We start from the raw sequence: 17485 nt of genomic DNA, 5'->3' as shown, positions 1-17485 counted from the left end.
ATTTCTTTTCACATTAGTAAGTGCGTCCCGATATTCGGATTGGAATTCGACGCCGAACAGCTGCAATTCAGAGAGAAAGCCCCGGCATTGGCGCCAATAGCCCAGCTACCGCCGAAAGCGGGCAGATAGTCCGAATTCAGATTGCCATTTTATTGCCCATATTATATTGAGATAGTAGTTTTATGCTGCTTTGGTAGCCTTACACAAAAGCAAGCGCGCCCCGATACTCGGAAGGGAAGCCGACGCCGAACAGCTGCAATACAGAGAGAAAGCCCCGGCATAGGCGCCAACAGCCCAGCCACCGCCGAAAGCGGGCAGAGAGCCCGAACTCAGAGCGCCATAATCGGCATAGTAGGTGCTGGAGCTGCCGCTAAAGGTTTTAGGCGTAAAAGCCAGCTCGTTGTCCCCCACTATATCCTTTAAGTATCCGCCATTATTGGGTACCGTGCAAGGGTGCTCCTCGTATCCGGTGGCATTGTCGTTGAAATTCCCGTCCGCCGTCTTTACCATTGTGGTGGAGGTCGCTTTGTAGCCGTCCACCCACTGAAAGATGTTGCCGAAAAAGTCCTCGATACCGTTACACTTTACGCGCCCGGTTGTCGAGGTGTCGCCGTAATTCATACCTTTGTCATTAGTCGCGCCGGTTTGTGCGGCTGCGCTGCCACCGGTATATCCTTGTCCGAGCGCCGCTTGACTGTTAAGGCTCTTATACCGTATTAAGTAAAGGATTTGCAGCGCCGTGAGCTTATAAAAATTGAGCTGCTCGTAACCGTCGCCATTAGCGTGCGCTGCGGTGCGAAACGCGCCTATCGTCTTGCTGCCCGTCGGGGTCTTGCCGCTCAACGAGCGCAGCTTGTTGCTGCTGTCCACATATCCGGAATAAGCACCCACATAAAAGGCGTCGGTAAGCTCACCGTTATAACGGAAAGCCTTATCCGTAAATCCGTCCAGCGGCGCCGAGGAAATCTGCACAAAGGTGTGCGTGTCGTTGTGTGAAATCTTGTAGTAAAATATCGGGATTTCCACCATAACGTCGCCAGCCGCGCCGCTTGTGATGTCTGCGGCGGTGCCGTCCTCGAATTGCGCGTAATTATCCGGATTAAGATACCCCACCACTGCCCCGTTTTTTACGAGGCAAGGGCGTATTTTATTAAACGGGTATTTGTCGCTCCAGCTGCCGGGTATAAAGCTCCCGCCGTTACCACTCGAGGGCGTCAACCCCGCCGCGCCGTCCGTATATTCGACCGCGCTTTCCGGATTGCTGTTTGATTTGTCTATCTTGACGCCGTAAGTTTCTGCGCACGCCATTGCTATGCGGCGCTCAAGGTCGTTCATATTTTCCTCGCTGAAAGCGTCGCCCGGTACGATAACTTGGTCGGGCATATTCACCAGTGTAACGGGAGCCGCACCCCCTATGGAAAATTTATTGAGCCCGATACCTTGGCGAGCTCGCCACGTTTTGGTCTGAAACATAGGCACCTCCTTATATAGTGATAAAATCGCGGCGTATGATGTTTATAATTTTATTCTCGAATTTTTCGATATTCACCACTATGCGGGAAATCATTTTGCCGCTGTCTTTTGTTCCTGTTGCGGTGCTGCCGGCAAAGACGCCTATTTCTTTAATCGTGAAATTTGCGTCCGGCGAGCCCAGCGAAACAATACTCTCGACGTAGTTTTGCCCGGTCGGGCGTTCTTTCGTTGTGATTTGCTTACGGAAACGCTCGTTCACGAGCTTTGTTTGTGTAGCTGCCGCTGGCGTGTCGCTGTCGCCGAAAGCAAAATATTTGATATTGAGGTCGTCAAAGCTGTACCCCGTCGTTACCCCCAGCAGCATAGCAAGGTGTATATCCTTGTTTATGTTCGTGAGGGTGTTTTTAAGTTTGTGAATTTCGCGCGCGCCCGTAACGGTGTCGATAATCTCGATTTGATACTCGCCGCGGAAACCCGCTTGCTCTTTTACTTGCATATTAGCCTCCTGTTTGCGTATTCCACGCATATAGTGATAATCCCGCCGGGCTTGCGATTTGCCCGTCGGCTTGGAATTGCGCCTCACTGGTACAAAATAGCACCATAAAGCCCGTATTTTCCTCCACGGTCTGACTTTCTTTGAGCTCCGCCTTTTCCTCCGGCGCAGCGTCATTTTTGCCCTCGGTTTTGGTCGTACTCTCGAGCAGTTCTGCGATTTCCTCCGGCTCGGTGTCAATCGCGCCCTCGGTTATTTCGCTTTCCTCTCTCGTTATAACTGTTTCCACGGGCTCCGTATCGACGGCGCCCTCAAACGTCCCCAGCTCCTCGCTTATCTCGGCGATTTCGCCGGTCAAGCGTTGCGTTTCGGTAAAATGCTGCTCGCTTATCATTTCAAGACTTATTCCCGCCGGGCACATAAGCACGCCGCTGGCGTCCGTAGTGCACCATAAAGGCATAAAGTCCGTGAAATCACCGACGCGCTGCTGCTCCGTCAAGTCTGCCGTTTCGCCGGGCTCGGTGTCGAGTTTGTCGCCGTTTGTTTCGGTTTCCTCTGCGAGCACTCGCTCCTCGGTCGTTACCTTAACGTCGATAACCACGTCGTCCTCACGTATGGAAAGCTGCGAGGTCGCTTTGCTTAACTCGTCAAATATCTGCCCATAACTGCGCAAATATGCTCTATCAACCAGCTTGAGCGTGATTTTAAGATTTTCCACTCCGCCGCCCTTTATAAACGGCGTAAGCGTTCGCTCCGTCAAGACGAAATCCCCGACCGCGCCATACTCCGGCAAATTAAATCGCCAGCGCCGCAGCAGTGCAAAGTCGTTAAAATTGAGCCCCATTTTTTGAGCCTCTAAAACGCTAAACCAGCCGCTTATTTCCGTGCGCATCGCCCCGTAGTTTTCCAGTAGCGCATTGCCGAGCCGCACCGCGTCGTCAAGGTCGCGGACGGTTTTATCAATTTTTACATTGTCGATTATTCCGCTTGTGCCAGTCCTTGCGGCTATGTCGGCAATAGCTCCGGCATTTTGCACCACCGCACGAATAGGATAAAAGCCCACATACCGCACTTGCAGTACATCACCGACCGCCAGCGGCGGCGGGCTCGTACCAGCGTATAGCGTATTGTACGAGAGCACCGCGCTATCAAACGCAAATAAAAACATATAGCTGTTTTCCGTATCGTTTAAGCCTTTTACGCCGATACGGTCGGGCGATATGTCGGTGCCGTTTATGCTTATAGCTGGCTTTTTCGACAACGAAAAGGACAACGTAAAGTTGTTATCCTCGCCGTTATAGGTGAATTCCTCTTGCTGCTCTGCTGTTTCCGAACGCCCGCCCGAAATCGTTTGCGACGTTCGCAAGTCTGTATCCTTTACTTTTATTTCCAGCGCAGTAATCGGCAAAAAATCCTTGTCAATCGTGTGCGGGAAAGGCTCGAAATCCTCCTCGGCTATAAAGTAAAATTTGCGGTCATTGGTGCAATACCACGCGCCGCTCACATACTCCGCCAGCTCGTCGAGGCAATACTGTAAACCGTAATCCGCCGCCGTGTATATGTTTATCTTGATAGGTACGTCGCTGATAGCTCCCAGTGTAAAGCCCTCTTTTGAGATATACTCGTCAAAAAGCCCTTTGACGATTTGCGAAACCGTATAGCCCTGATAAGCGACGTTTACCACGCGCCGGGCAAGTATGCCGTTTGCGTTGCTGCACGTAATAGAATAAGTTTTGACGTCGTAAGGGCTGGAGTATTTCGGGCTTTTGGGTATCCCGCATACGCCTAAAAAGTACACCTCGCCCACGTCGTCGTCGCGTATCTCGATTATTTCGCCGCTTTGCGGTATAGGTTGCCCAGCGTCAAGTATCACCGAGATATTGGAGGCGATTTTGTTTGCGGCTTGTTCTGAAATAGTATAATCTGCGGCGAGCTTGTAAGCTATGCCGCCGATATAAGCCATTATCACGCTATCACCTCCTTTTAGGTAAATTTTTTAACGTCGTCAATGTTGCGCATAACGACGGTGCCGACCTTGAAACCGTCCATTTCGACGTCGCCCTGTACCACCACGTGCATATCGCCGCTGTTGTCTGCTCTCGCTATCGCAGCGCCACCGAGCGCTCGCTCCATACCCTCGAGCCCTCCCAGCTGATTAAATTTGATATTTTCCTCTGCGGTAAGCACTCGCTCGCCGTAATCAAGGTAAGCCGGGAAAAAGTCTTGCGGTATGAAATCCGCGCCGACCTTTAAGCGGGGGATTTTAACCTCGGGTATTTTCGGTATGCTCGGTATGCCCGTCCAGTCCCATATTTTTGATACGCCTTGCGTTATGCCGTTGATAAACCCGATTATGCCGTTTAAGCCAGTTTCAAATATCGAAATAAGCCCGTTGAGCGCCGATTTTCCGACGTTCTTTATACCCTCCCATATATTTGAAAAGACGTTTTTTATACTTTCCCACGCACCGCTCCAGTTTCCGGCAAAGACGTTTTTTACAAAGTCCATTATGCCGCCGAGTATATCTGTAACGGAGCCGATAGCCACCATTACCGTGTCCACAATGACGCCGAACACATTACTAAATACGTCCATAAGCGGACGCAGTGCCGTATCCATAAGCGCCATAATAATGTCGATAATCGGCTGGATAAGTTCCAGCAGCGGCGTGAGCGCCAGCATTATAAGGTCAAGTATCGGCTGTAAAATTGCGGTAAACAATTCCAGCAGCGGCGTGAGCGCTGACATCAAAAGCTCAAGTATCGGCTCAAGCAGTGCGATAAATAAGTCGAGTATCGGCTTGAGCAATTCTATAAGCGTTGTAAGGATAGGCAGCAGCGCGTCGATAAGTGCCACAAGCACCGGGAGGAGTGCGTCCACAATCTCAAGCAGCACGGGGATAAGCGCGTCAAACAACTGCACCACAAAAGGCAGCACCGCGTCGATTAGCTGAAAGAAAAGCGGCAAAAGCGCCTCCAGCAGCTCAACCAGCACCGGGAATATTTTTTGCACAATCTCGCCCACTACTGGGATTATTTTTTCAAACAATTTCACCAGCACGGGGAGGACGTCTTGAATTAACTTTGATACAATCGGCAGCAGCGTGCGCAAGATTTCCACCAAAAGCGGAAAGATACTTTTTGCAAGCTGCAATATCGGCGGCGCAAGCTGTTTCCACAAGTCCACTATGACGGGCAAAAGCTCGCCGCAAAACTCGTCAAAAATAGGCTCCAGCTCGTCGAATAGGTCTATAAGCACCGGTAAAACTTGGTCGATTATTTCCCCTATAGCCTCCGCCGCGCCCTCGAAAAGATTTGAAAGCACCGGCAGCAGTTTATCAACCAGCTTGAGGATAGGCGGCAGCAGTTTATCAATCAAATTTACGAGTATAGGCAAGAATTTTTGCACTATATTGGAAAGCACCGGCACGAGCTTACCGAGCACATCTTTAAGCACCGGGAGGAGCTGCTGCACTATTGGCGCCAGCTCGATAAACAGCTCTATAGCCGCATTTTTAAGCTCGTTGAGTATCTTTGCGAATTTCTCTGCCGTTGTATCGCTTACCTTGTCGAAAGCGTCGCCCACAACGTCCGCCTCGGTGCCCATAGCTGCGAGCGCGTCTGCAAAGGCTTGGGAATTTTGCCCAGCGTTCGCCAGTGCTGCCTTGCCCGCCTCTATTGAGCTGAACATATCGAGCATTGAGAGCCCGCTTTGCTCCGCATAGTTGCCGATTAAATCGAGTATTTTGTTGAGAGGTACGCCCTCCGCCGCAAGCTGCTGAAATGACTTGCCCGCGTACTCGGTGCCCTCGGTTGCAGCCGCAAGGCTGTTTGCCGCCGTTGTTCCGTTCTTGCCCAGTTCTGCAAAAAGCGAGTTGAGCTGCGTCGTTGCTTGTGCGGCTGGCGTGCCTTGCGCCGTCATATTTGCGATTGCAGCGCCCACTTGGTCGAACGATACCCCGAAAGCCGCAGCCGTAGGGGTAACTTGAGCTAAAACACTGCCGAGCTCGCCCACCGTAACAATACCCTTGTTTTGGGTCTGCATAAGTATCTTGTGGATTTTCTCGGTTTCGCTCACGTCCATTTTGTAGGCGTTGAGTATTTTTGCCGTAGTAGTTACGGCGGTGTCCACGTCGGTAAAACCAGCCTTTGCAAGCCGCGTATTTGCCTCAAGAAATGCAAGCGCGCTGCCCATATCCTCCGTAACGGGAATACCGGCAGAAAGCGCATTGTAAAGCGTATTGCCGAGGTCGGCTGCTGCTATGCCGCTGGCGTCTGAAAGGTCGAGCAATTTACTTTGCAAGCCCTCCACGTCCACCTCAACGTCGCCGAAAAGCGTTGACGCCTTGGCGACCGCACTTTCAAAGTCGGTGCCGAATTTGAAAGCCGCAGCGCCGGCAGCCACGAAAGCGGCGCCTATTGCTACCGCTGCGCCTTTGGCAATACTGCCCAGCTTACTGCCGCAAGAGCTTACCTTGCTTTGCGCCTCCGAGTTTGCTTTGTCAATCCCCGAGGTGTCGCCGTCGTATATAACTGTTACCTTTCCGTCTGCCACTGTCTGCTCACCTCCTCGTTTTCTGCTATTCCGCGCATAAGCCCAGCCAGCCGTTTAAGTCCAGCCGCAAAATTGCGCTCGCGTTCCTCTTGCGTCGTCTTAAGCGCATACTGCGCTTTGAGCCGGGCAAGCTGCTTGCGTTCCTCTGCGTTGTACTTTGTCGGCGCCGGAATAGGCTTTGCTCGTATTTGCATAACTTGGACGATTTTTGCCCCCTCCGACAATCCCCGGAATAGCTGAATAAACGCCCACCAGTGTAAACGCCCTTGCTGCTCGTAAAGGTCAAGCCCGTAATCCGACAAAAAAGACGCATAGATATATCCAGCGTCTTGCACAAAGTCAAATATGGGGGCTGTACCGTCGGGCTCTCTCTTTTCCTCGTCCATAAGGACGTCGTAAATAGCATTGAGCAGTCCGGTTTTATCTCTTTCCGATAGCTTGGAGTGCTTACTTTTTACAAGTAGGTCGAGGCTCACCTCGAGCCGGTCGCGCTCTGATAGGTCTTGCTCTTTTTGCAAAGCAAAGACTTTGAGCACATTGTCAAAATAAGGCTTTAATTTGTAAGTTTTACCACCGTACACCACCGCATAAGGGAGCGGAAAGTGTAAGGTTATTTTCATTTCTTGCGTCCCTTATAAAGCGCCTTGAGTTCCTCGGCTTTGCGCTTGCTTGCCTCGGAAATCTTGGGGATTATCACCTCGGCGATAAAGGGGTAAATCTGCGTAAACATCTCGCTGTAATTATTTTCGTAAAAAGCAAGGATTTTTTGCGTATTTTCCTCGCCGAAAATGACTTGCAAGACGCCTACAACGGCGTTGCCGTATTGCTCCAGCTTATCGCTCACCGCGTCGAGTGTGTCGCTTGTAGCGCCGTTTAGTGCGTTCTGCGCACGGAGCAGTTCGTTATACCCTTTCGTAAAACGTGCTTGTATTGCCCCGGCGTCAAGGTTTACCTCGATAATCTCGTCGCCGAGCTTGATTTGTTCAACGATTTTCTCGCTGCGTTTAAGTTCAAACATAATAAAAAACCTCCGTATTAAATTTGAGCAATAAGAGGGGACGCGCCCCTCTTACGCTCTGATTTGTGATTATTCTTTGCTGCCCGTGGTGATTTCCGGCTTGCCGTTAAAACGGAGCTCAAACGAAATTGCCGAGCCGTCTTGCGTATTGCCGGAAAACTCCTGTATGTTTGCAATGGTAACGGGGCACGTGATAACCACGTCGCCCTCCGCGCTCGCCGTGGTGAGTTTGAGCTTGGATTTGCGCTTTTCGCCGAGCCCGTATTTGCGGTCGGGATTGAAAAGGTAATCCTGCGCCGCGTCGCCCACTATGCGCTTACCGCTCATAGTTACGACGGGCTGCATACCCGTAACCTCCGAATTGCCATAGCCTCCGTTGTGGAGGTAGAAACCGGAATATACTACCTCGTTGAGAGCCTCCGCGAGGTTTTCGATACCCTCGCCGAGCACTGCCCAGTTTTCCGTTGTTGCGCCGTTTTCCGCGGTGTCGATTTCCGCACTCACGCCGTACATAGTCAAAAATTTGTTCACTGTATTAGCCTCCATAATAAAATTTGATTTGCAAAATCGAGCCGTAAAGGTGTTGCCCGTCGCCCTCTTGTCCTATAAAGTTAGGCGCGGACGACGTGGAAATATCGGTAATCTGCCAGCTTTTCCCGTCGTGCACCCCACTCGGATAAACACTTAAGCGATTAAGGTGTGAGTGTATTTTTTCAAGTGCTGCGGCGGCTTGCCTTTGGTCTTTGTGTTTTGCGTTTACTGTTGCGTATAGCGTATTGAGCGTCGCTTTATCCATATACTTGGATTGCGGCGAGCCCGCCCCGATATACATAGCTATACCGCTGCGCTGCGGGAGCGAGCCCACTTTTACGCTGCTGTAGAGTTTGAGGTTTTTTTCGATTTCGTCGATAATTGCGTCCAGTATCCAGCCCACCGTTTACACCTCCTTTTTGATAGTCTTTTGTGCGAGCGCTGCCCACTCGTTGCCGTGTACGCTTTGCGCTTTGTGAAACCACATAAGCTCCGCGTTTTTGTTTACGTCTTTACTGGGGACGCCCACGTAATAAACGCGCCGAGCGTATGGGGTATTCCATATTAAAACGCCGTCGGCTGGGCGGCTCGCTGTTTGACTGCTCGCTATTAGCGTGCCTTGGTCTTGTCGGCAATAGTAATTGCTATCTTTGAGCACTTGCTCCATTAGTGGAGCCACTGATTTGTCGATACCCTTTTGCACTCTTGCGCGAATTGCTTTTGCGTCAAAGTCAATTTTTACGCCCGCCATAACCGCCTCCTATACAAGCCCGAGCTCGTAATGGTGAATACCGCCGCAGTCGTCCGGGATAGGCTCCACCGTTTCAACGGTGTACGCAAGCCCCTCTATTTCGAGGGTCATACACCCGCCCGCCTCGTCCGCTTGCGTTTTCAAAGCGTTGAAATCGACGCCACGCGGTAAGCTGTTTTTTGTGTCATAAAAAAGGATTGCTCGCAGCACGACCTCGCGGCTGTCCTTTGTTCTTTTTACCGCATTAGAGGCTTGCAAGTGGGTTTTAGAAAGGTTTGTCGTGCTTGGTGTAACCTCGCCCCACCTTTCCACCTGTTGCGGCACGGTAAGCACCGCAGCGGTCTTAAGAATTCGCAGCGGGATAGGTCTTAACATACGCCCACCCCTCTATTAAGTAGCCCGGTCTGCTCGAGAGCCGCTCGTACTTTCGGCGCCACCGCATTGCTGCGTCCGCCATTTCCAGCACTGCCGCCGCCGGTTGTAACCGACACCTTGCCGACCGTAAAACTTTCGGGCAGCTTTCCGTCGGTGGCGACCTCAAGCCCATTGATAACGTAATACTCGATTTGCGCAGCCGTCGCGGTCTTGACTTGTTCCTGTACGAAATCGTCAAAAGACGCAAGCCCTTTCTGTTTTACGGTGTACCGAGTTATACTGTCGATAACCTCCTCCGCACGCCGCAAATAGCGCGGGAAAGCCTCCTCGTCGAGAGGCTCCCCCACGTACTGCTCCGAGTAATACTTGTAATCAATGTACGCCATTAAGCGCCGACCACTGCGTCGAGTTTGGCGGTAACTCTTGCGACGGTTTCGGTTTTAAGCCCCTGCACGACCTCGACAATCACAATTTTGTTGCCGCTCGCGCAAACAAGCTCCTCCTCGCCGTCCCACGCGGTAAAGCCGGTTGCCTTGAATTCCTCGCCGACCGCGGGAGCGGTTACGGTAGCGCCCGCCTTGTAGAAGTATTTTGCGCCCTTGAGCGTATCAACCACCGCAGCGGTATGGGTTGCGTCCGTGCCCGCCTTAAGCGTTGCATTGAGCACGCCGTCGGTGTAAGTGAGCGTAAGGTCGGGCATAACCGACTTTTCGCCGTGATAGTAGAAAACGCCGAAACCGTAAGCGTCCGAGAAAGGAATTTTTGCAGCGTTGCATACGTTCGCTTTTACGGGCTGCGCGACGGCGCCGTCCACCATAACGATAAACTTTACGCCGGCGGGCAAGTCGGTGCTGCTGTAGCATTTTACGTTATGGAAAACGCGCACCTTGCCGGTCGCCGTGTTGTAATCGCCGGGGTTTTGCACCTTGTCGAAATATTCGGCGAGTTCGCCGTAAGCCGTGGTATTGAGCGTAACCGAGATGTACTCGCGGGGCACGCCGTCCACGTACTCGTTTTTGGTATTCTCGACCTGCTGCACCGCCGCCTCGACGATTTTTTCGATAGCGGTTTCTTTGGTAGTGAATACCTCGCAGTGCGCAGCAGCGCACGCAAAGAAAGATTTTTCGAGGCTCTTTTTCATAACCATTTCGTGATTGCTCACGCGGCGGGAAACGAGCCCCTCGACGCCGTACAAAGATACGTCTTTTTCCTCGACCTCCTCTATAATTTCCTCGTTGGTGTCGATTGCAACGGTTACGGGTTTAGCTTTGAGCTTGTCGCCCTTGCCGCCCGCTCTTGCGGTGCCGTAGGGGTTTGCCTTGCTGTTGCAAAAACGCTTTGCCTCAACGGAGCCCGTGGAGGGGTCGCCGCTCAAATCCTTGTTTTTGAGCTGGGACGAAATCGTGCCGTTGCTGATGTTGTCGATAACCACGCCGTACTTTTCTGCGAGGTAGTCGTTGCCCGTGTTGCTCGCTAAAATAGCGAGAGTTTCAATTCTTGCCATAATTTTGTTACTCCTTTTTAATTAAAATAATTTCGGTATAGGTTTGGGTTGTGCACCCGGGGGTGTGGGCTGCGGGTCGCCGCTAAATACGGGCTTGGGAGCCGGCGGTTGCGGTTGAGGCGCGCCCTCGTCGAAATACTCGCCGAATTCCTCGCGGAGTTTCGGGAGCTGTTCGTCCAGCTTTTCGTCGCGTTTGATTTTGGCGATAACGTCGGCGAGGAATTTATCTTTTACCTTGGCGCCCTTGAGTTGCGCCGTGAGCTCCGTTCTATACTTGTAGTCGTCAAGCTCTTGCAGCAGCTTTTTGTATTCCTCGGTTTCCTCTACCTTTACCGCTTTGGGTGCGTTCTTTAACGCCTCCGCAACGGCAGCCTTTACGTCCTCGTCCGTCTTGAGCCCGCTTTTGATGTCTGCCACCTCGTCGTGGTGCATTTGCAAAAGTCTGCTCACCTTTGCGCTCTCGTCGAGCGTTTCGTCTGCGAGAATTGCCCTGATTGTCTTTCTGTCCATAATCTACTCCTTTCTTTTACGCCTTTAGAGTGGGCGAATTTGCGTTCGTATCGCTTGGCGCCTCGCGTATTTTTCGGTAGTTTTACGCCATATCGAGGGCAATATAAAAGCACCGCCGCGGTGCTGCGCGTGGTGCTGATATAACGGTATGAAAAAAGCCCACCGAATTGGTGAGCTTTCGCTTATATTATCGTGTCGCTGCCGCTATCCTTTTGCCGGGGTTTTCCGGTTTCAAGGCACTGCTTTATGCCGGCGATAACCTCCTCGTCGGTCTGATACTCGGGATTAAGCAAATAGGGCTCCCCGAATTTATCTTGATATTGCATTAAAAGGTTGATATATTCGTCTGCCACTGCTTTATCCTCCTATAGCATAGACTTGAGTATCTGCAAAAAGATATTGTACGACTGCGGGAAAAAGTGTTGTATTTGTTCAAGCGACACCGGATTGCATATCGACGCGCTGAACATTTCCGCGAAAGCCTCCACGCTTACGTCGTGGCTGCTCCAGTAGCTTGCGCCGTGCCCTGCTGTTCCGGTAATCTTTCCACGAGTAGCGCCCTCGAAAATGTCGGAAATATCGCCGGTGGCGCTTGCGCCGTGCGTTTTCGCAAGTTCCCATATCTCGGAGCGGACGGCACGCCTCGCGTCGCCTATAAGCACGCTTGACGCTTTAAGCCCTTTTGCCACTGCCTCCGCACGCAAGCGGTCTTGCACGGCTTTAGTGTAAGCCTCTGCCTCTGCTTTTAAGGTACTGCTGAATATGCCGCCGGAATACTTGCCCGACGCTGCAATAAAGCGGGAGCCGTAACCGGACGCGCCAGCGCTATGGTCGAATAAGTGCCCCAGTTCGTGGAAAGTTGTTTCATACGCCGGTTTGTATGTACTACCCAGCGCGTCCCGTTCGAGGTTGAGGCTAACTTTGCCCGACGCCGGGCTGTAGTGTGCAGTGCCGCGGTGCGTTGTACTATCAAAACCTATGTTATCCGCGTACTTATTCCACACCTCGCCGAAAATTGGAGGCGCATTTGCCACTTGCTCGCCGACTACTCTTGCACGCTCTACACCGTAGGCGTCTTTTACTTTGTCGGTTTTAATTATAGGCTTTTGAGGCTCTTTTGTCAAGTTACCCGCCGCCTCGCGCTTTAGTCGTTCCGCCGCCTCGCGGTTTGTCTTGGCGACGTCTGCCGCAGTTCTGCGGTCGTATCCATTAACTTGCAAGCGGTCATTTCGAGGTGTTCTGCCCGTATCCGAGCAAAAGCCTTTGTATTTGTCTTGTTTTGCTTTGAGCGCTGCCGCTGCCTCCTCGTAAGCCTCTTGATTTCCCGCCGCCTTTTGCGCCATAACCTCACGCTTGGCGTCTTTTACGTCGCGCTCAAGCGAGCGCTGCTGCTGACTTTGCGCGTACTCCTTGGCGTTTTGTTCAAAGTCTTGCGTTTCCTCGCCGCGTTTGTATGACAATCCGGGGAAAAATGGGCTTGCGAAATGTCCGCAGTTGATACCGAGGATACCGTCGGGCGCTCCGTTGCTGCTGGAGCTCCACGGGTAATATGTGATACTTTGCCCGTTGCCGTCGCGGACGGTGCCGCTCTTGTTCGACCGTGAAAATAGCTTGCCTTGGTCGTTTGCGCATTTTGGACGAGCTCCAGCGTGCGAGCTTATCTCTATGAGGTCAAGCCCGTAATCGTCGCACTTGGCAAAAGTCGTCGCGTGTGCGGTGTTTGTCGCTGTTGTGCGTATATCCATATTTACGTAAGCCTCGGGCGTCCATTTTCGCCCGGCTCTATCGTAAAAGGCTGTTATGCCCTCGTTTGCCATTTTCTTGATAGCGTCCGCGAGTGCCGCTTGCCGGCTTTTCACGCCGGTAATAACCTCGCCAGCTGCCACGTTCATAGTCTTTTGTGCGCCGTCGTATGTGGCGGCGCCGACAGTGTTTGCAATCCCTTTACGGTAAGCGTCCAGCGAGCTGTTAAGCATTGTCGTGTTTACGAGGTTGAAATCGTCCACGGCTTGCTTTGCGTAGCTCGATATTGCTTGCTTTACGCTTTCACTCATTAGTGGCGTATCGGTCGCATTAAGGTATCCCAGCCGCACCGCCTCCGCGAATTGCGGCTCCAGTTCCTTGAGGGCTTGAAAAGCTGCGCTCTCGAGCGCGGTTTGTACCAGCTCGGGCACTTGCCCCACGTACTTGGCAATGGTCTTGATATTGTCTTGTGTGAGCGCTCCGAGCTCTGCCAGCTTTTTGAATTGCCACTCTTGCGTCGTCAAGCCCTTGCCGGTATTGAAACGCTTTGCAATGTTTTGGATTAGCTCGTCCTCTATACTGGTATATACGTCGATAAGCGGCTGCGCCAGTTGGTCGAGAAATTCACGGGGCAGCCCTGCCATTAACTACCCCCTTTCGGGAATAGCGTTGAAAAGTCTATCGTGGCGCCGGTGATATTGCTTTCCGCAGCTATCTGCCCCAGCTCTGCGTCCGCCTCCTCCGGAGTATATCCGAGTTTGTCGGTCATAAACTTTTTTTTGCTCATAAGCGAATTGCTCACAAGCAGCACTCCCTCGTTGATGTTTGTTTGTCGGTCTTGGATTATAGCGTCGTCGAAAAAGATTGCTATATCATACCCGCCGCGCGCGAGGCTCTCGACCGTTTCGCCCTCGTACTCTATGCCGTATAGGATTGCCACGTCTATGATGTTGCGCACCAGCTTTTTGACTGCCTCCTCGACGCTGCTTTGATGTTGCTTTACCGTCTTGTAGGTTTTGGATTTTTCCGAGATAACCTCGGTAGCAGTCTTGAGCCCCTCCACCTTGTCAAAGGTGAGCGTGCCGGGCGAAAGTCCCAGCTGAAAGGAAAGGATACCGAGAAAAGCGTTGATTGCCGCCTCGTGCTCCTCGACGCGCAGCTCCACCGTGTTATCCTTGATTTGCAAGCTCTCGAGGTCGTCCGTGTCCATTGCCTCGTAAACCTCGTCGTCGGCGTCGAAATAGCGGCACCGTTGCCCGGTGTCCGGGTTGTTTACGTATCTGATAGCGGACGAGGGCACGATTATACGCTTTTTACCGAGCGTAAACTCGCGCACAAAACTATCAAAACAAACGTCCAGCGCTTTAAGCGTTGAGAGTGCATTTGCGTAAATACTCACCCCCAGCGGGCTGTTATCGTCGAGGTTGTTTGCTATATTCGTGCGATAGTACGAAAAAAGCGACCTCTGCAAGCCGCTTACTTTTGCCTCGCCGGAAAGGTTTACGTAAAGCTCGTTAAGCGGTACGCGCTCCCCGAATATGTCTTGACTTTCCGAGTTGCCGATTTTATGACGGTAAAGCTCGTTGCTGATAACGTACTCGCTGCCGTCCCAGTGGTGAAACTCCAGCCTTGTGTAATAATAGCCGGCTTTTGCCTCGCGGGAAATAAAAACGCCCTCCGTAACCTCGGCATTATTCCACGCAAGTGGTACGAATTGGTTTGCCATACCATAGCCGACCTTGATTTTTTCGGAGCCTTTGATGTCGGCGCCGTTCTCGTCCCTTTTGACGTCGCACCACGTTTTCAAGGTACCGCCGCCCAGCGCCATAACTTGCTCGATATGCTCGCGCATTTTTGTGTTGAAATTGTTTTCGTTAAGCACTTGCTCAACGAACGCCGCCAGCTTATCGGGGTGTTTATCGTCCGCCTTGAAATCCTTGCGAGATACCCCGACGCTGCACCTCTCTGCCCATATAAGCCCCGCCAGTTCACTACAAACGGCTTTGCCGGCGTTGAGTGTATCGCGCCGACGCTTTGCGCCGCTGTCGTTTATGGTCGGAGCCTTGACGTCGTGCCACTGCGAATAGTAACCGCGGTATATACGTTTCCATATCAATATCCCGCTTTCGTAAAACTGTCGAAAGCTGGGCACGCCGTTTATGTCGAAAATGTCTTTCACCGTCTGCGGTGCTGCGAATTTTTCGCCCATTTTACCGAACGCTCCTTTGATTTTTTCAAATAAGCCCATTTGCCGAGCCTCCTATTTGATGTAATGCTTATAAAAATAATTGTGCCCGTAACGCATATCGTCCATTGCGTGGTTGTAAGCGTCAACCGGGTTGCCGTGCTGGTCGCGCACATAAAGCCCCAGCTCTCGGAAACAATCATAATGCCCGTACTCCTCGGTTTCGAGCCACAAAAGGCGCCGCTCCTCGATAGAGGACTGCACCCTCTCAATACCGACCTTTATACCCTTGGAATTCCCGGCGATTTCGTGCCCGTTGTTGTCGGCGTTCCTTGCGTCCAGCCCGTAGAGCTTTAACTCCTCGCGTAGCGCCTTGCAAGCGGGGTCTATGAGCAAGCACGTTTCCCGTCGTCCGAATTTGTTACGGCACCACGGCACGAACGTGAGGGCGATTTCTCGCGCTTGTACGCTCATTGCCTTAACGGTGCCCGTGTCGCTGCCGCTGTAGTAGTAATTTGCTGCGCGGTATAGGCGGTAAATAGGCTTGCCGGCTTTGTTGTCCCGTGTAACTATGTTGCAGCATACGCTCGTCGCGTCTGATAGTCCACCGTCGCCCGAGAAAAACATTTCCACAATATCGCCCTCGAGCTTTGCTTTGACGTTCTCGTGCTGGGAAAACATAGAGTATATAACACCCTGCGGGATACAACGGTGCCCCAGCCAGTCGCGCTCGTATAAGTACGGGCTTTTCTTGAGCTGCTCGTAAAGTGCTTGCTTGCGCTCCGGTGTAAGTATCGGGTTGTCGTCCATTGTCCAGTGTTGCCATATAGTCCGCTGCGCCTCGAATACGTCTTTAATAACGGGGTGCTGCGGGCTCGGCGGGTTGAGGTCTGCAAGGTGCCACCTCTTGCGCGCTGCCATTGTACGACGGAAAGCCTCTTGCCACGTGTTTGAGTGCAAGAGGTCTATTTCCAAAAAGACGACGGAGCCAAAACTTAAGCCTTGGAAAGACTTGTAACTGTCGGCTTTGCCGCCGCCCTTGTAAAATATGCGTTTTTCAGTGCTGCCACCTCGTCCGTCCGGCGTAGTAACTCCGAGGAAATCCCCGTAATCGGGGTCGTGTCGTATCCGGCAGTTGCCGGCAAAGATATGCAGCAGCCCCATACCGTCGCAGTCTATAAACAGCTTGAAAGCCTGTTCGTGATTATATCCAAGCACGAGGTGGTCGCGGTCTTGCGTTTCTATGTAGTAGCGCGCCGCTCTGAACGCTCCGGCAGTGGTCTTGCCGCTCCTTGGCGTTCCCTCGTTTACCTCGAGGCTGCCGTCGATAAAAGGGCGCCGTATGAGAGCGAGCTGCTTTTCACTAAACTGTATCGCCATTGCCGCCTCCCTTTACCGCATTGAGCAGCGCCTCCATAAGTGAGGTATCCGCGGGCTTTTCGTCCTGCGTCGTAAACTTATCAATCAATATGCCCAGCGCAGTGGCGAGCTGTACCACATTTGCCTTTTTGATTTTCTCGGGGTCAAGCATAGCAGAAAGGTACGTCGTAATGAGCTTGCAAACGGTTTCCTTTTGCGTCTGCATATAGCCCAGCACGTCCTTGGTGTTTTGCTCGTTTTTTTGGTGCACTTTTTCGCTCACATTGGGCATATTTTTAACGACGCGCTGCACGGTTGCCCTTGATACTCCCGTTAAGCGCGCCGTTTCTGAATAGTTTTGCGTTTCCACATAGTGAGCCAGTATTTGCTTTTTCTCTTTGTCGGTGAGTTTACTATGTCCCACTATGCTGTACCTCCTTACTGTTCTATTGTGTACCTCCTGCCGTGGTATAGATTGATTAACAACGACGAAACCCTCAAAAGCCGCCTCTATTACTGTGTTGTTGTTTGCTTTCCCTCCAGCGCTACCCGCGCCGTTGCTCCTCGTGGCAAGCGGTCAAGGTGCTGCCCCTTGTAATGCGAGTTATTACCCGCCGCCCGGCTGCCGGGCTTACCGCTTACGTTAAAAGCCGATAGGTCGGTGCTTTGTCTTTTCCAGCATAAGCACCTTATCGTGTGGCATAACAATTTCAATTTTCACCGTTTCGTAATTGAGTTGCTCAACAAGCCGCTCTATCTCTTTAAGGGTGTAATACTCATTTTGCTGCTGCCGCCTTTGTTTATTTTTGCGTGTGTCCATATAACCCCCATAATAAAAGCCCTACCGGGTGGTAGAGCTTTAGCGTGGATTTGCTCGGCGGAGGTAAAACTGTTAAACCGTCCCGCCTTGCAAGTCGCGTATTATCTTTTAAGGAGGTTTTTACCAAAATGAACATACCGACGGCGAAATCAAACAGTTTTCCCGCGCC

19 protein-coding genes are annotated in these 17485 nt (G+C 51.9%); all 19 read right to left on the bottom strand.

Going from position 1 to position 17485, the window contains the following annotated elements; translation table 11 throughout:
• Nucleotides 1-180: 180 nt before the first annotated feature.
• Complete coding sequence (locus NFR62_RS00230) at nucleotides 181-1473, bottom strand: hypothetical protein (protein ID WP_251612028.1); 1293 nt, start codon at nucleotides 1471-1473, stop codon at nucleotides 181-183.
• Between the two features lie 10 nt (nucleotides 1474-1483).
• The gene (locus NFR62_RS00225) at nucleotides 1484-1969 is read right to left on the bottom strand and encodes a phage tail-collar fiber domain-containing protein (RefSeq protein WP_251612026.1); all 486 of its coding nucleotides are present in this window, start codon (nucleotides 1967-1969) and stop codon (nucleotides 1484-1486) included.
• 1 nt (nucleotide 1970) lies between these two features.
• Complete coding sequence (locus tag NFR62_RS00220; RefSeq protein ID WP_251612024.1) at nucleotides 1971-3929, bottom strand: hypothetical protein; 1959 nt, start codon at nucleotides 3927-3929, stop codon at nucleotides 1971-1973.
• Between the two features lie 20 nt (nucleotides 3930-3949).
• A complete protein-coding gene (locus NFR62_RS00215; RefSeq protein ID WP_251612022.1) occupies nucleotides 3950-6520 on the bottom strand; it encodes a phage tail tape measure protein in 2571 nt (856 codons plus the stop codon).
• Complete coding sequence (locus NFR62_RS00210; protein ID WP_251612020.1) at nucleotides 6502-7140, bottom strand: Gp15 family bacteriophage protein; 639 nt, start codon at nucleotides 7138-7140, stop codon at nucleotides 6502-6504. The genes NFR62_RS00215 and NFR62_RS00210 overlap by 19 nt, the downstream gene beginning before the upstream one ends.
• A complete protein-coding gene (locus NFR62_RS00205) occupies nucleotides 7137-7538 on the bottom strand; it encodes a hypothetical protein (RefSeq protein ID WP_251612018.1) in 402 nt (133 codons plus the stop codon). Before NFR62_RS00205 ends, NFR62_RS00210 begins: the two co-directional genes overlap by 4 nt.
• A 69-nt stretch (nucleotides 7539-7607) precedes the next feature.
• Nucleotides 7608-8069: a phage tail tube protein gene (locus tag NFR62_RS00200; protein ID WP_251612016.1), complete on the bottom strand. Its 462-nt coding sequence runs from the start codon at nucleotides 8067-8069 to the stop codon at nucleotides 7608-7610.
• A gap of 4 nt (nucleotides 8070-8073) precedes the next feature.
• Nucleotides 8074-8472 carry a minor capsid protein gene (locus tag NFR62_RS00195; RefSeq protein ID WP_251612014.1) on the bottom strand — a complete coding sequence of 133 codons (399 nt, stop codon included), beginning with the start codon at nucleotides 8470-8472 and terminating at the stop codon, nucleotides 8074-8076.
• A gap of 3 nt (nucleotides 8473-8475) precedes the next feature.
• Complete coding sequence (locus tag NFR62_RS00190) at nucleotides 8476-8820, bottom strand: minor capsid protein (RefSeq protein ID WP_251612012.1); 345 nt, start codon at nucleotides 8818-8820, stop codon at nucleotides 8476-8478.
• Between the two features lie 9 nt (nucleotides 8821-8829).
• Nucleotides 8830-9195 carry a putative minor capsid protein gene (locus NFR62_RS00185; protein ID WP_251612010.1) on the bottom strand — a complete coding sequence of 122 codons (366 nt, stop codon included), beginning with the start codon at nucleotides 9193-9195 and terminating at the stop codon, nucleotides 8830-8832.
• The gene (locus NFR62_RS00180; RefSeq protein WP_251612008.1) at nucleotides 9189-9503 is read right to left on the bottom strand and encodes a head-tail connector protein; all 315 of its coding nucleotides are present in this window, start codon (nucleotides 9501-9503) and stop codon (nucleotides 9189-9191) included. The genes NFR62_RS00185 and NFR62_RS00180 overlap by 7 nt, the downstream gene beginning before the upstream one ends.
• A 77-nt stretch (nucleotides 9504-9580) precedes the next feature.
• Nucleotides 9581-10699 carry a hypothetical protein gene (locus NFR62_RS00175; protein ID WP_251612006.1) on the bottom strand — a complete coding sequence of 373 codons (1119 nt, stop codon included), beginning with the start codon at nucleotides 10697-10699 and terminating at the stop codon, nucleotides 9581-9583.
• Between the two features lie 21 nt (nucleotides 10700-10720).
• The gene (locus NFR62_RS00170) at nucleotides 10721-11209 is read right to left on the bottom strand and encodes a hypothetical protein (protein WP_251612004.1); all 489 of its coding nucleotides are present in this window, start codon (nucleotides 11207-11209) and stop codon (nucleotides 10721-10723) included.
• Between the two features lie 182 nt (nucleotides 11210-11391).
• The gene (locus tag NFR62_RS00165; RefSeq protein WP_251612002.1) at nucleotides 11392-11562 is read right to left on the bottom strand and encodes a hypothetical protein; all 171 of its coding nucleotides are present in this window, start codon (nucleotides 11560-11562) and stop codon (nucleotides 11392-11394) included.
• A gap of 12 nt (nucleotides 11563-11574) precedes the next feature.
• Nucleotides 11575-13596, bottom strand: coding sequence for a phage minor capsid protein (locus NFR62_RS00160; protein ID WP_251612000.1), 2022 nt, complete (start codon nucleotides 13594-13596; stop codon nucleotides 11575-11577).
• On the bottom strand, nucleotides 13596-15200 hold the full coding sequence (locus tag NFR62_RS00155) for a phage portal protein (protein ID WP_251611998.1): 1605 nt from the start codon (nucleotides 15198-15200) through the stop codon (nucleotides 13596-13598). The genes NFR62_RS00160 and NFR62_RS00155 overlap by 1 nt, the downstream gene beginning before the upstream one ends.
• A gap of 12 nt (nucleotides 15201-15212) precedes the next feature.
• The gene (locus NFR62_RS00150) at nucleotides 15213-16517 is read right to left on the bottom strand and encodes a PBSX family phage terminase large subunit (protein ID WP_251611996.1); all 1305 of its coding nucleotides are present in this window, start codon (nucleotides 16515-16517) and stop codon (nucleotides 15213-15215) included.
• Nucleotides 16501-16920 (bottom strand): helix-turn-helix domain-containing protein, encoded by a 420-nt coding sequence (locus tag NFR62_RS00145; RefSeq protein WP_251611994.1) that lies wholly within the window; start codon nucleotides 16918-16920, stop codon nucleotides 16501-16503. The genes NFR62_RS00150 and NFR62_RS00145 overlap by 17 nt, the downstream gene beginning before the upstream one ends.
• 219 nt (nucleotides 16921-17139) lie before the next feature.
• A complete protein-coding gene (locus NFR62_RS00140; protein ID WP_251611992.1) occupies nucleotides 17140-17316 on the bottom strand; it encodes a hypothetical protein in 177 nt (58 codons plus the stop codon).
• Between the last annotated feature and the right edge of the window lie 169 nt (nucleotides 17317-17485).

Source organism: Pumilibacter muris (genome assembly GCF_943193045.1).
Lineage (GTDB): Bacteria > Bacillota > Clostridia > Christensenellales > Pumilibacteraceae > Pumilibacter > Pumilibacter muris.
This window is presented reverse-complemented; position numbering and strand designations above follow the sequence as displayed.